This is a genomic window from Bartonella sp. MR63HLJHH, from assembly GCF_042194155.1.
GTDB lineage: Bacteria > Pseudomonadota > Alphaproteobacteria > Rhizobiales > Rhizobiaceae > Bartonella > Bartonella grahamii.
Genome location: NZ_JBHIMN010000008.1, coordinates 96,029 through 111,297, shown reverse-complemented (window position 1 = coordinate 111,297; position 15,269 = coordinate 96,029). Strand labels below are relative to the sequence as shown.

The 15,269-nt window shown below is 36.2% G+C and carries 10 protein-coding genes; 4 read left to right on the top strand and 6 right to left on the bottom strand.

The features are described 5' to 3' along the window. Window positions 1-563 precede the first annotated feature (563 nt). A complete protein-coding gene (gene carA / locus ACFIKQ_RS06860) occupies window positions 564-1,760 on the bottom strand; it encodes a glutamine-hydrolyzing carbamoyl-phosphate synthase small subunit (RefSeq protein ID WP_375656175.1) in 1,197 nt (398 codons plus the stop codon). Between the two features lie 257 nt (window positions 1,761-2,017). Between carA and ACFIKQ_RS06855 the strand changes: the two genes are divergently transcribed. Continuing rightward, window positions 2,018-2,470, top strand: a complete 453-nt coding sequence (locus ACFIKQ_RS06855) for a GatB/YqeY domain-containing protein (RefSeq protein WP_015856668.1) — start codon at window positions 2,018-2,020, stop codon at window positions 2,468-2,470. Window positions 2,471-3,145: 675 nt separating this feature from the next. Here the strand turns inward: ACFIKQ_RS06855 and ubiC are convergent. The 4 genes from ubiC to ACFIKQ_RS06835 form a co-directional block, all read right to left on the bottom strand. Next, a complete protein-coding gene (gene ubiC / locus ACFIKQ_RS06850) occupies window positions 3,146-3,655 on the bottom strand; it encodes a chorismate lyase (RefSeq protein WP_375636140.1) in 510 nt (169 codons plus the stop codon). Between the two features lie 1,079 nt (window positions 3,656-4,734). After that, on the bottom strand, window positions 4,735-4,986 hold the full coding sequence (locus ACFIKQ_RS06845) for a GlsB/YeaQ/YmgE family stress response membrane protein (protein WP_375636141.1): 252 nt from the start codon (window positions 4,984-4,986) through the stop codon (window positions 4,735-4,737). An 868-nt stretch (window positions 4,987-5,854) separates the two neighbouring features. After that, window positions 5,855-7,546 (bottom strand): Na/Pi cotransporter family protein, encoded by a 1,692-nt coding sequence (locus ACFIKQ_RS06840; protein ID WP_375636142.1) that lies wholly within the window; start codon window positions 7,544-7,546, stop codon window positions 5,855-5,857. Between the two features lie 70 nt (window positions 7,547-7,616). Further along, window positions 7,617-8,834, bottom strand: a complete 1,218-nt coding sequence (locus ACFIKQ_RS06835) for a mechanosensitive ion channel family protein (protein ID WP_375636143.1) — start codon at window positions 8,832-8,834, stop codon at window positions 7,617-7,619. Window positions 8,835-8,969: 135 nt separating this feature from the next. Here ACFIKQ_RS06835 and dnaG point away from each other — a divergent pair, with 135 nt between their 5' ends. The 3 genes from dnaG (at window position 8,970) to ACFIKQ_RS06820 (ending at window position 14,365) form a co-directional block, all read left to right on the top strand. Further along, a complete protein-coding gene (gene dnaG, locus ACFIKQ_RS06830; protein WP_375656174.1) occupies window positions 8,970-10,907 on the top strand; it encodes a DNA primase in 1,938 nt (645 codons plus the stop codon). A 390-nt stretch (window positions 10,908-11,297) separates the two neighbouring features. Continuing rightward, window positions 11,298-13,313, top strand: a complete 2,016-nt coding sequence (gene rpoD / locus ACFIKQ_RS06825; protein ID WP_375636232.1) for an RNA polymerase sigma factor RpoD — start codon at window positions 11,298-11,300, stop codon at window positions 13,311-13,313. A gap of 590 nt (window positions 13,314-13,903) precedes the next feature. Continuing rightward, window positions 13,904-14,365, top strand: coding sequence for a YcgN family cysteine cluster protein (locus ACFIKQ_RS06820; protein ID WP_015856661.1), 462 nt, complete (start codon window positions 13,904-13,906; stop codon window positions 14,363-14,365). 28 nt (window positions 14,366-14,393) lie between these two features. Here ACFIKQ_RS06820 and ACFIKQ_RS06815 read toward each other — a convergent pair whose 3' ends face one another. Beyond that, a complete protein-coding gene (locus ACFIKQ_RS06815; protein ID WP_015856660.1) occupies window positions 14,394-15,137 on the bottom strand; it encodes an SIMPL domain-containing protein in 744 nt (247 codons plus the stop codon). Window positions 15,138-15,269: the final 132 nt, after the last annotated feature.

Below are 15,269 nucleotides of genomic sequence, written 5' to 3'. Positions count from 1 at the left end.
AAAAGTAGAGATTTGTTGCATGGTCTCACACTTTAGTTTTTTATTCTTTAATAGGAATTATGCTTCTCATGCAAAATATAATGCTTAAAATTGTATTGTGAATCCAATACTTATTTGAAGGAATAGCTTTCAATGTGTTTGCGCCAATTTCATGATAGTGCCAATAAAGAATATAAGGTAAAAGTCACTGTCAATGGTATAAGATCTGCCGTACACTACTCACTTTACGTATATAAAAGATGCAGCACCAATCATTCACTTTGCCAGTTTCCAATGTTCCGATAGCTCTGAGCTCTTGGTACGGTTAGGTGCTTTACTCTTTTTAAAAATGGTTTTTATCGACACACTTATCTTGCTTAGGGGGAAGCCAATGATTTTGATGAATACAATTCTAAGAGGAGAGGTCATGAGAAAAATTCAAGTTATTCAGTGCTCTCATCTTAGTTGCAAAATGATAAATAATAACACTTATTCAATAAGTTGTAGGTATACAAATAATATAGTTGTGTATGGGAAGATAATATAATTTAAAGGAGAGAAGCTAGAAAGTGAGATATTTTATTTTAAGATATTTTTTTATAATTCATAATGAGATCACAGAAATGCTGAAAGAGGTAGTGGCTATCTTGTGGTCCAGGAGAAGCTTCGGGGTGATATTGAACAGAAAAAACTGGTTTTCCAATGATTCGAATACCACAGTTTGAACCATCAAAGAGAGAAATATGTGTTTCTTGAACATGTTGTGGTAAAGAGGCAGAATCTACGGCGAAACCGTGATTCATCGATACAATCTCAACTTTTCCAGTGTTGAGGTCTTTAACTGGGTGGTTGGCACCATGATGTCCTTGGTGCATTTTCACGGTTTTTGCACCAACCGTAAGAGCAAGAAGTTGGTGACCAAGACATATTCCAAAAATTGGTAAATTATGATCAATTAATGTTTTGATCGTTGGAACGGCATATTGAGCCGTAGCTGCGGGGTCCCCTGGTCCATTAGAAAGAAAAACGCCATCAGGGTTCATTGCTAGAATTTCTTTTGCAGTTGTGTGGGCAGGTACAACAGTAATGCGTGCTTTTTGTGTTGCCATAAGGCGAAGAATATTGCGTTTAATACCATAGTCAATTGCAATGATATGAAGATTGTGCACATTGTTTGTACTGTATCCTTTATTCCAACTCCATGGTTTTTCATCCCATTGCATTGATGATTGAGATGTCACGTCTTTCGTAAGGTCAAGATTGACGAGACCGTGCCATTTTTGCGCACGTTTCTTTAATGAAGGAATATCAAAAATTCCATTAGAATCATGTGCAATGACAGCATTTTGCGCACCTTTTTCACGAATAAGAATTGTGAGCGCACGTGTATCAATACCACAAAGTGCAATAATTTTACGCGTTTTAAGCCATTGATGAAGATTTTCATTGGCACGATAATTTGAGGGATGTGTAATGTCTGCCTTGAAAATAGCGCCAACAGCACCATGACAATTGAGAGGGGAGAGATCTTCAATATCTTCGCTATTTGCCCCTACATTTCCTATATGAGGAAAAGTAAAATTAACGATTTGTTGTGTGTATGACGGGTCTGTGAGGATTTCTTCATAGCCTGTGATGGCGGTGTTAAAACACACTTCAGCTTCAGCGATACCTGTAGCACCTGCTCCTTTGCCTTCAATAACGGTTCCATCTGCTAAGACTAAGAGGGCTGTAGGTTTTTTGATACTCCAAGGGTGGCTGGATGAAGTCGCTTGTATCATAGTATGTATCCACAATTTATTCTCTGAAAGGTATAATGATCAACTTTACACAAAAATCATACCTTTAACAGATGCTGTGTATATTATTCTGGTAATGTTTCGCTTGAAATAGGCAGTATAAGTACATTCCATGAAGAGGTAAAGTCTTGTTTTAGCTTTTCGAAGATCGAGTCCTTAATTATTTTTTTATCCTCCATTGCAAGATGGATAAAGATTGGTTAAAAGGCTTTTTTTCTTGAACAAAATTGGATAAATTTATGTTGCGTAACCAGATTGATGGGGCACTTAGGGCTGCTTTGAAAGCGCAAGATAGTGCGCGTCTTGCTACACTTCGTTTAATGAATGCTGCAGTTAGGGATCGTGATATTCTTTATTATGATCAAGGGAAGTTAGAAGTGGATGATCAGCAGATACAGTCTGTTTTCACTAAAATGCTTCAACAGCGTGAAGAATTGATGCGAGTCTATAAAGAGTCTGGTTGCCTAGAATTGGCAGAGAGAGGACAAGCAGAAATAGAAGTTATTCGTGAGTTTCTTCCTTATCAACTTAAGGAGATGGAAGTAGAACAGGTTCTCTGTGAAGCTTTAGCACAAACAAAAGCTGAAAAATTACGCGATATCGGTAAGGTGATGGCATGGCTTAAGGAACGGTATGCGGGGCAAATGAATTTTTCTAAAGTGTGCAATAGTCTTCGTAAGAAATTGCAATAGATCTTATTAATTCAAGGGGATTGGAAAATATTTTTTATTGTGCTTCGCCTTTGTAAGTCAGTAGGATGTTGATAAATATCATTTATCTTGTACATATATACTATTATCAAAAAATATTTTTTTAAAATAAACGAATCTTTTTTGGAGCTCATAGGGCAATAAAAACATCTTTATGTATTATATTTTCTGTTCTTCAAAGCTGTTAGATCATTAACACAATAAAAAAATTATAGAGTCTCTACTTAAAAAAAATCTATTGTCTGCACTGTTAAAAATTTTAAAATAGGATGATTAAGCTAATTGATACAGATTTCCAATTTTGGGGAGTGTGTTGTTATCTTTTTTGCTGTTTCAAAGCATTTTTTTGATAAAGAGTTGCCGTATTTTTTAGAGTGGTGATTATTCGGTAAGAAATTTAAATGTAGATGATATTTATCAATATGGTGCGTATCTTCTTAATTCAAGCGCTGGTTTTAATGATAAGAAAATCAGAACTTTAAAACGTTTTTTCTATAGAAGACATTATTAAGCTGAGTTGATGAAATGAAAAGATATTTTTAAAATAAGTCTTTGTTTGTAATGTGTTTTGAGCTGATTTTGAAATTCTTTTCTCTGATTAAATCCCTTATAAGCTATATAAAATCTATAAATTATGCAGAATAAAATGAGTAACCTCTATTTGTGGGGATACAGTGGTGAATCTGTTAAAAATAGTTCAGTTAGCAACAATGGCTTACCCGTTAACCGTAAACGGGAACGGCGTGCCCATAGCACACCTTGTTGACCAATATGAATGTAATCGCGGGTTAATTTGTCATGGTTAAATAAATAATGTCCTAGAGGTACAGTTCCCAAATGCATCAAGGCTTGATTGTGTAGGAGGGTTTCTTGTGGAATTACAGTGCGTCCAAAAAGCCAAGGTTTATTATCTCCCATCAATATGATTTCGCGTAGCCAATAACGCGCACTTTCGGGGAGATGCTCTGCTTCGTCTGTTAATTGATCTCGCGTAATAAAACATTCGCGTTGTGGTTGAACTTGGAGGCAGGTACAATATTTCTTTAATCGAAGCGTCATTGAACCCGATTCCATGAGCCAATCGCGAATATTTTCTGGTATTGGAGGATTTTGATCAGAGAGCCACTTTAGAGGTGGTAAGATGGAATCTTCAAGATCAGACATCATTTTACTCCACATTTAAAGTCTTATTCCATATGTTATGTTGGGCGAACTAAAATAAATAGCTCTATTGTAATACAAGGAGTATAAAAGCAGCAAGATTTTAACAGGAAGATATCAAAGGTCTTTAAAAGAAGATATGCGGAAAATACATATTATAGGATCATTTTCATTAAAAAAGCAAAATAAGGTATTATGTTTTATCCAAGATGCTTTCACACAATGCATTACGGAAATTTCTTTATCGCATGAGAGCAATGGGAAAAATGTTTTGTGCTTTAAAATTCGTTTGTAACGCATATAAAAAATCATCTATGTAAGATGATATAAAGAGAAAACTGTAAGAGAAATAAAACTTTATTTTATACTTTGGAAAGTGAAGAGATATTCAAACCTTTTGAATTGAGATGTAAAGAAGATCGTATTCTTTATAATAAATAATTTTATAGTAATACATATATTTTTGAAAACTTTAAAATATATTATATTATTTAAATTGTAATAAATTACTTCATATTACAGAATGTGTAGTCATTTTATAATAAAGTTATATTCATATGTATTTATAGTATATCTACTTTAGATATTCTTTTATTTCACAGATTAGAAAAAATTTCTTTATCATTTTTTGCTTACCTTCTCTCTTTACTTCTTAAGAATGCAAAAGAGCTCCTCGATTTTTTCGGTAAAAAGGGTATTGTTGATGAAGTGTATAGGCGTTAAGTGCTATGCGGTAGAGTCTTTAATCATCGTTAGTGATTTTTGTAACCTTATGGATTGTTATTACAGTAAGATGAGCTAGATTTGCGCGCACTGTACAAAAATAGGTTCGTATTGCGTTAAAATAACGCAACATATCTCTCCTGATATGCGTAAGTTTATATAGGTATGAAATGGGTGCGTTATAAAGGTCTTTACTGCATTTCGTTTTAAAATATGGTGATGGTGTATGCCCAAAATCGCAGCTTAAGCACCTCACCATCATATCAAAACTGGTAACAACGAGTTACTGGGAAATATTTCAAATTTTTCTAGTTGTTTCCCAGTTTTTTATTGAATCCCAAAAGGTATAAAAAATAAATGCTCTAGGATCGAATTTTTTGTACTATCCATATAAGAATACAGGCTCCTATAAAACCTGAAATAAGATAGCCAAGCCAACCAGCAAAATTTACACCTAAAAGACTAAAAAGAAAGCTTGCTAGCGCAGCGCCAATAATCCCTAAGATAATATTTAATAATATTCCTGTTTGGCTTTTCATAATATACTGTGCAGCCCAACCTGCAATCCCGCCGATAATAATAGCAGCAATCCAACCGATGTTTGCATTTTCCATGATACTCTCCTTTGCCTGAATTTAAATTGTAACTAGAGTAAACTTTTTAAAAATCAAGATTTATCCCCTTTTTATCCAGTGAAAAGGATATTTCTGTTAGAAATTTTACTTATTATTTTCCTTTATATTAAAATAATATTTACATTGATATCATAATAATACTTAATAAGTATAAACATATAACACATTTTAATTTATAAATAAATTAATTAATTGAGAAATATGAATAAAAGAAGAAAATATTAGTGAAAATGTTTTAAAAAGTCATAAAGTTTATTTATAAGCTTTTTTAATCTCTCTCTTAAGTTTAAAAAAACAATTGTGATTTGTGATTAAAGCAATAAGTAAAATAGATATTTAAAAGTTTGGAGCTTGCCAATTGATATCAATGATGTTTGAAATGAAATTAAAACTGTTTTGTTGACACGTTATAGAATGGCTGTATAGGTTGAGTCTCTACCAATCTTGATATAAATGTTGCATTTTTGTGGGGTTTTGCATTCCTTATAGAGTATTTCTGTTTTTGCTGCTACTGTGGGGCAATTCCTTTTTACAAGGAGAGTTTAGGTTGGAACCATTATACTCTTGACTTTCTCTTTATGTGTTTAACAGTCTTGGCTTTGAGATGATTAGGCATTTTTACGTCTTTCTTCAAGAGTTCTATTCTACATGCTGCTTTGTTTATAATGTGTAAGCAAATGACTTTGAGTAATTCATCATGAATAGATTTTAAATGAAAGAAATTTACGATGCAGAAAGCTCATTTAAATTGTCAAATAATAAAATATTTTGATTAAATCAGTATCTTGACCATATTCAAAATCGAGTAATCGATGTGATGTATTTCTTATTCAAGTTATTTAAAAGTTTAAGGTTTTTCTGTTTGTTCTTCAGCAGGGTTGCGTAGGCGAGAACTTTGAAGAAGTCCCTGTTCTTCTAAAATGGGGTAGATCATTGAGGTCAAAAGAGAGTTGATTTGTTTGAGGTCGCGGACAGTGTCGAGATGAAGACTGGATGATTCTACATTTTTGAGATCCCCTTCACGCAAACGTTTAAAATGTTTTAAACTCATCTCCTTTTCTAAGTTTCGTAGTTGATCTTTTTTTTGTACCAATAGGTGTGCAGTGTGTGTATCACGTGAGACAAGAACGTTAAATGCTATATGCGCGTTGGCTAGTACAATGGCGTGGAAACGAAGGAGATCATTCCAGCCCTCGCTGCTGAACTGTAAACCTTTTTGTTGTTTCTTTTTAACCAGCATCAGCATATTATGAATAATGATATCGCCTGCTTGGTCTAATTTTATACAGGCGCCTAGAAGTTCTTGCGTTTGAAGAGCTTCTTCGTCAGATAATTTTTGTCCCGCTAATCGTGCAAGATAAAGTTTGATGGCGATATGTTTTTTGTCCAATATGGTGTTGAGTTGGTTGAGTTCACGAATAATATTGGGATCAGGATTTTCATAAAGTCCCATGATTTTTTCTAGCATGATGTCTACAAGATCACAAATATGAATGACTTCACGCATGACATTCGAGAGAGCGAGAGAGGGGCGTTCAAGCACACTGTCATCAAGAGCTGTTTGATCCGATAAATTGAGCGTTTTGTCGGCTTGCGTTTTTTTTGCACTTATATGAACAATTTGAGTGGTTAATTTTAAAACCCATTTTGAAAGCGGTATTCCAGCAAGGAGAATGAAAACATTAAAAATAATGTGGGCGTTGATCACTTGAGTAGGGGCGTTATTGCCAAGCCATGTGATGGGAGGGCGGAAGGAGAGAAATAAGATAAGTACAAGGATTGAACCTGCCCCACGCATGAGTAAATTTCCTAAGGGAACGAGGCGGGTATTAGGAGAGGCGTTGCGCGTTAAAAGTGGTGCTATAAGAGAAGAGCCAAAGTTGACACCAAGAACCATGACAACACAGAGTTGCGTATGGATAAGATCGTAGTTGGCAAAATTGACCAGCAAAATGATTCCTGCAATAGATGAATGTAAGAGGTAGGTTAAGCCAGCAGCCAACAAAAAAGTGGAAACAGGATCGGTTGAAAGATAACGAATGATGCTAGGCAAAATTTCGCTTTCACGTAAAGGTTCTGTCGCTGTACTTATCATCTCTAAAGATAAAATTAACAGACCAATACCGATGACAATACGTCCTATTTGACGCCACTCACGTTTTTCTGTTGTCATGAAGATACAAGTGCCAATTAAAAGACAAAGGGGCACAACAAGTGTGAGATCATAGGTGAGAATTTTAACAACGATTGCTGATCCTAATTCTCCTCCGCGTACAGCCATAAGTCCCGCTACTCCAGAGACAAAACCAGATTCAACGAAAGAACCAACAAGGAGCGTTATTGCTGTAGAGCTTTGTAAAATCATTGCTGTAAAAAGCCCAAAACTTACCGCAAACAATGGTTTTGAAATGACGTGGCACATTTTATATTTAAGTCTGTCACCATAGGCGCGTTCAATTCCTGTGCGCACCATGCGTGTGGCCCAGAGAAGTAAAGAAATAGCGCCGGCAAGATGAAGGAGTACCAATGAACCATTCATGATACTTTATTCTTTCTCTGTTGTTATGAGTATGTTTGCCTCAAAATTGATAAATTAAAGTTTATCGTTTTTATTTCGTTTTTGCTTTTAATACTTGATTAAAATCATAACCGCTTGGATTTTGAAAAACCTTTAGACCAAAACAGGGAAGAATGGAATAAAGGTGATCAAAAATATCACCTTGAATTTGTTCGTAGTCTATCCAAACGGTGGTGTTCGTAAAGCAATAAATTTCCAATGGTAAACCATTTTCTGTAGGAGGTAATTGCCGTGCCATAAAGGTCATATTAGGGTTGATGTTTATATGTTGTTGTAGATAAGCAAAAACATAAGCACGAAAAGTTCCAATGTTGGTTAAACGGCGCGTATTGGCTAAGACATCATGATTTTTATCTAATTGAGCATTCCATTGGTCAATTTCTGCTAATTTTTGCGTGAAATAATTTTCTAATAAATTAAATCGGGAAAGATATTTTTGTTCTTCTTCTGTGAGAAAATGGATACTTGATTGATCAATAAAAAGGGAGCGTTTGATGCGTCTTCCACCCGATTCTTGCATTCCACGCCAATTTTTAAAAGGGTCGGTCACAAGTTTACGGATAGGAACTGAGGTGATGGTATTGTCGAAATTTTGAACTTTAACAGTATGCAGGGCAATTTCAATAACATCACCATCGGCACCGAGATTAGGGATTTCAATCCAATCACCAACGCGAACCATATCAGTGGATGAAATTTGAATACCGGCAACGAGAGAAAGAAGCGTATCTTGAAAAATTAACATGAGAACCGCGGCCATTGCACCAAGACCGGAGAAAAGAATAAGAGGGGAGCGGTCAATCAATGTAGCGACCATTAAAACTGTCGCAACAGCAAAAAGTGCAATTTTAGCAATTTGAATATAGCCTTTTATTGGTTTTAACCGTGCTGTTGGTCGTTGTTCGTAGAGGATGTTAATGACATTCAGACAGGCAGAAATTGTCAGAACAACAAAAAAGATAATGAAGGCGTTAGCAACATTACCGATGATAGTACTGAATGCATTGGGCAATGTTGGTATAAAATTAACACCAACCGAAATAATAAAGGCTGAAATGATATCCGCTATGTATTGAATAGCATTATTAATATCGATCGTTGTATTTTTGGGGAGAAAAGAAGAGAGTTTTTTGGCTCCGTGAATAAGTAATTTTCGTCCTAGAAAGTTGACTAAAAGGGCAAATATAGTAAGAATAATAAGCCAAGAAATAGCCTCTAACCACGGATATTGAACAATAAATTCGATCACTTTTCCACTCTCCATTTCTAAAGTTATATGCAGTTAAGAGTTTAAAATTTTACAACTACTTAAGAGGAAGTATTGGAATTATGCTCTAAAGTCGTTAAATATGCAAAAAAGAATTTTCAAACTCTGTGAGAGATAATGCGTTTCCCGCCCGATTTCCTTAATGAACTGCGTACTAGACTCCCAATTTCAACAGTGATTGGTCAACGGGTGGATTTTGATCCTCGAAAAAGTAAGCCTTCACGGGGAGACTTTTGGTGTTGTTGTCCATTTCATGGTGAAAAAACGCCAAGTTTTCATTGTGATGATCATAAAGGGCGCTATTATTGTTTTGGTTGTGGTGTAAGTGGAGATATTTTTACCTTTTTGTGTGAGCTTGATGGATTGCACTTTTCAGAAAGTGTAGAGCGTTTGGCTGATTTTGCGGGAATGAAACTCCCTATTTTGGATTCACAAAGTCATAAACGTCAACTGGAAAAAGCTGAGCTTTATGATGTAATGAAAATTGCTACAGATTTTTTTCAATATAATTTACGCGATAAAGGAGGTGTGCAAGCACGTCGTTATTTGGATGCACGTGGTGTGACACCAGAGCTCGTAGAGCGTTTCCGCATTGGTTTTGCACCGGTAAGGCGTACAGCTTTGAAAGAAGCTTTGAGTGCACGGGGCATTTCAATAAAGCAAATGGAAGAATGTGGACTTCTCACAGTGCGTGAGGGGAGTGCGGATTCTTATGACCGATTTAGAAATCGCATTATGTTTCCTATCGAAGATTTGCGCGGACGTGTGGTGGCTTTCGGAGGGCGTGCATTAGAGAAAGAGACACGAGCAAAATATCTCAATAGCCCTGAAACAGTGCTGTTTCATAAAGGAAATATACTTTATAACGCGGTAGCAGCTCGCAAAAACAGTCGCTTTGTTGGCGATGAAAAAAATCATTCACTCCTTGTTGTTGAGGGGTATATGGATGTCATTGCATTGACTAAAGCTGGTTTTGAAGGAGTTGTAGCGCCCTTGGGGACAGCATTAACGGAAGCGCAAATTGAGCTTTTATGGCAGATGGGGAAGGAGCCCATTTTGTGTTTTGATGGTGATGATGCTGGTTTAAACGCTGCTTTTCGTGTTGCTGATCGTGTGTTGCCTCTTTTAAAGGCTGGGGTTTGTGTACGCTTTGTTTTGTTGCCACAAGGAAAAGATCCTGATGAAATTGTTTGTGCTGGTGGAGCACAACTTTTTTCTTCTTTTTTGCAAAAAGCAATTCCTTTGAGTGAGCTTTTATGGTGGCGAGCTACCTATGGAAAGCATTTTGAAACTCCAGAGACACGAGCAGCGCTAGAAAAACAACTAAAACAACAAATTTTTACGATTAAGGATGAAGATGTCCGTCGTTATTATTTGCAAGATGTAAAAAAACGCCTTTTTGATTTTTTTCGTCCCTCTTTTTCGAAAAAAAAGGGAGAAGGGCGATATGATCAATCTTCATCAAATAGGATCTTTAAAGATCAATCCTTTTCTCTGTTAGCAAATTCTGAAATAGTACGAAATTCTTCGCAATCTATTCCTTTGCGAGAAGCAGTGATTTTACTCACTTTAGCTTACTATCCTGAGTTGTGGTATGAAAATTTTGAAATTCTTTCTGAGTTAGAATTAAAAAATACTCAATTGATGTGCTTTCATCAAGCTATGTTGGAAATTCTTGGGAATCAACAGCTTCATGATGAGGAGACGATGGTTGCGCTCTTAGAAAAAAGAGGGCAAAAGGCTCTGTTAGAGCGTATGAAACATCTTGTGCAAAATATTGGTATGCGTATTATCTTTGGTATAGCTTCTATAGAGGATGCACGTGCGATATTAAAACAAGCTGTCTACTTGCATCTTCAAGAACACCACCTACATAAGAGATTACAGGATATTAAAGAGCAACTTGTAGAAAATCCTAGGAGTGAGGTTTTTGATCTGCTTCGTGAGGTAAAAAATGAGCTGGAGCAGATGCAGGCAACAGAAGCGTTAATTGAAGGGTTTGGAAGTTGGTTGGATGAAAAAATAGACGGGAATACACAAGATACGATAAAATGATTCGCTTTTTTAATGCGAATCAGTCACTTAAATTTTAGACGAGGAAGTTTATGGGAGTGACATTTTCATAAAGATGGCAATTAAATTTTAGGAAAAGCGGGTAAATTTTAGGAAAAGCGGGAAATTGGTTCTTACGATAGGGTACAGAGATTATCTCAGAAGGGCTGAGAGGTGTCGGGGAAACTTCTGGAGTTTTCCCGCGTTTTTGTCTGGATGTCAAGTTTGTCTGGATGTTAAGGCGTATACAAAATGTATTCTTTCCAATAGTAATCTCTTAAAAGGAAGTATATATGAGAAATTATTGGTAGATTTTAGTGAGAGCAAAAAAAACTGGTCACATGGAAACTATGGTTACATGGAAACTGTGAAGTGGTCGAGTGGAGTTATGGTATGGCAACAAAGGTTAAACAGAAAGATAATGCAGAAGTAACAAGCCAAGCGAGTTTGGATGGTCCTCTTCTTGATTTTTCTGATGATGCCATCAAGAAAATGATTAAACTTGCCAAAAAAAATGGTTATGTAACAATGGATGAACTCAATGCTGTTCTTCCTTCTGACGAGGTTACATCCGAACAAATTGAAGATATCTTGGCGATGTTCTCTGAGATGGGGGTTAATGTTGTGGATGATGAGGATGAAGTTGAGTCTGAAAATTATGAAGAAGAAGTTACAGTAGAGGGTGGTGATTTAGTAGAAGCCTCTAGCCACGCAATTGCAACGACAACGAATAAACGCGAAGTAACAGATCGTACGGATGATCCGGTGCGTATGTATTTGCGTGAAATGGGAGCTGTTGAGCTTCTTTCACGGGAAGGTGAAATTGCCATTGCTAAGCGTATTGAAGCAGGGCGTGAGACAATGATTGCGGGACTTTGTGAGAGTCCTTTAACTTTTCAGGCTCTTATTATATGGCGTGACGAGTTAAAAGAACAGCGTATTCTTCTTCGTGAAATTATTGATCTTGAAACGACTTATGCTGGTCCAGAAGCAAAGCAGGCTCCTGTTATTGAGCGAAGTGAAGTGAATAAGACAGAAGAAGAAAAAATGTCTTCTGGTATACGTAATATGGAGGAGAGCGCAGGAGAGAGAAACATTGAAGACGATGATGAAGAAGACGATGACGATGTTAACTTATCGCTTGCTGCAATGGAAAATGAACTTTGTCCTCAAGTTATGGAAACATTGGATTTTATTGCTCAAACCTATGTGAAATTACGAAAATTACAAGATCAGCATGTTGAAAGCAGTTTGGCAGAGCGTAAAGAGGGGGCCCTTACATCTTCTCAGAAGAAAAAATATATTCAATTAAAGGGTGAGTTGATTCAAGCAGTAAAATCTCTTTCTTTAAACCAAAATCGTATCGAAGCTTTGGTTGAACAGCTTTATGACATCAATAAGAGATTGATTCATAATGAAGGTAAGCTGAAACGGATTGCCAACAGCTATGGCATTGGCCACGAGGATTTTTTAAAAGAATACCAAGGGCGTGAATTGGACGCAGATTGGATGAATTATATTGCTGCTTTGCCTACACCTGGTTGGAAAGAATTTTCGATGCGTGAAGCAAAAGAAATCCAAAAACTGCGAAGTGAGATACAAAATCTTGCGCAAGAAACGGCTATTTCGATTGGTGAATTTCGTCGGATTGTTATGCAGGTGCAGAAAGGTGAACGCGAATCAACAATTGCGAAAAAAGAGATGGTAGAATCTAATTTGCGTCTTGTCATTTCAATTGCAAAAAAATACACTAATCGTGGTTTGCAGTTTCTTGATCTTATTCAAGAGGGTAATATCGGTTTGATGAAGGCTGTGGATAAGTTTGAATATCGGCGCGGCTACAAGTTTTCAACTTATGCAACATGGTGGATTCGTCAGGCTATTACACGTTCAATTGCTGATCAGGCGCGTACTATTCGTATCCCTGTTCATATGATTGAAACAATTAATAAAATCGTTCGTACATCGCGTCAGATTCTCCATGAAATTGGACGAGAACCAACACCAGAAGAATTGTCTAGCAAGCTTTCTATGCCGTTGGAAAAAGTACGAAAAGTTCTTAAAATTGCAAAAGAACCCATTTCACTCGAAACGCCTGTTGGTGATGAAGATGATTCCCATTTAGGTGATTTTATTGAGGATAGGAATGCGTTATTACCAATTGATGCAGCTATCCAAGCTAATCTGCGAGATACGACAACACGCGTTCTTGCTTCATTAACACCGCGGGAAGAACGTGTTTTGCGGATGCGTTTTGGAATAGGGATGAATACAGATCACACGTTGGAAGAAGTAGGACAACAATTTTCAGTTACAAGAGAGCGTATTCGTCAGATTGAAGCAAAGGCACTTCGTAAATTAAAACATCCTAGCCGTTCACGAAAATTGCGTAGTTTTCTCGATTCTTAAATAAAGAAATTCGTGTGTATTTTAATAAATCCCTCTTTCTTCTTAATGAAGGGGAGGTGTGTCACATTGTACTTTGATGCTTTTTTGAGAAAATATGGGAAGAATTTGAATAATCCAGAAAGTTTACGATGTTTAATGTTTTTCTTAGCTTTTGAATTTTGTATTTCTCTTTCTGAAAATAACAGATGTAGGGTAAATACTGGTGTGGTAGTCATTTGAAAAAATGAACGAAAAACATTATCTTGCGTGTAGCGGCTCGTTTCTTAAGAAATAGGATCTATTAAGAATAAACTTATATTGCAACATACGGACTTTTTGATGAGAAATGTGTATTCGTTGCGGAATTTTTATCATTTTAGGTGACGCATTTTATTCTTCGTCAGTTTATAAAGGAATGTTTCAATAGATTATGTTCATTTATATGCGCTATTTTTTGAATATTCTCTTTTTATTCAGATAGATTTTAAGAAAACGGTTTAAAGCATACATTGAGTTGAATCTTTTTAAGAGACAGAAATAGATGAAATTATAGAAATTAAACGTTTCATTTTTTATAGATCGTCTTAATTAAAAAAGGTGTGTCTGAGTTTATGAGTGGAGAGCTTCCCTTTTGGAAAGTAAAAAAATTAGAAGAGATTTCCATTTCTGAGTGGGAGAGCCTTTGTGATGGCTGTGGTCGTTGTTGTCTCCATAAAGTTGAGGACGATGATACGGGTGACCTTTATGCAACCAGTATTGCTTGTCGTCTTTTAGATGGGGAAACTTGTAGGTGTCGAGATTATGCTCATCGCAAATCAATTGTACCAGATTGTATATCGCTAGACATTACGACAGTTAAAACAGCGCGTTGGCTTCCAGAAAGTTGTGCTTATAGATTAATTTATGAGGGAAAAGATCTTCATTGGTGGCATCCATTGGTATCAGGAGATTGCCAGACGGTACATACAGCGCATATTTCTGCACGCGGACAGATAGAGGTTTACGAAGACGAATTATTATCTGAGGAAGATTATCTTCATCACATTACTGGTCTTCTATGTAAAGGCCAGTAATATGATTTTTTATACAACAGTTGGCGACTTAATCGATCGCAAAGACGACAGTGACGCTCACATTATAAGTTAATTCACCACCTGCAAAATTTGTATTTTCGTAGCTTGCATCTGCTGCTCTACTCATGAGACGTGGTGTTGGGTGGTAGTAATCATCCCTTTCATTGATTTCAATAATTTTTCCTAATTTTAAATCGGCTGCTTGCGCTATCGTTTGCGCTTTTTCAATGGCTTCAGTAATGGCTTTTTTACGTGCTTCTTGATAAAACGGCTTTGTATCTGCGTTGGTAAAAGTAATGCCGTTGACTGAATTAACACCTAGAGTCATCGCTTGATCAAAGATTTTACCAGCATTATTAAGATCACGAATGCGCACGGTTAAAGAATTTGAAACATGATAGAGTTTTTCATTATTCTTTTTTTCGTGGTGTTTATCAGAAGTCGACTGATAAATGGATAAACCTGATGTTTGCAAATCATTTGCTTGGATGCCATCGTTTTTAAAAGCTTTTATAATATCATTGATGGATTGATTATTGGAAGCTAATGCCTTTTGGGCAGTTTTGTCATAGGTAACAACGGCTAGATTAATAATTGCCATATCCGGTGCAGCTTGACTTTCTCCGATTGCAGTCACTGTAATAGTTGCATTTTTCATTTTATTTTCTTCAGCATAAGCACGTACAGTCAACGATGTGGCTAAGAGTGTAAATGCTAATATAACTGCTTTAACCAGAGAACCCTTCAGTGGTTGAATTTTCTTTTCTATCATATCTATACCTTTATATTTGTCAGTTAACTATTCTCTCATTTTTAAGAGTTCTTGTAAAGAAATTAGGGCACTGAAAAAAAAACCAATAGAAAAGAGAAAAAGATGGGTTATAATCTTCGTCAGCTCTTGTAT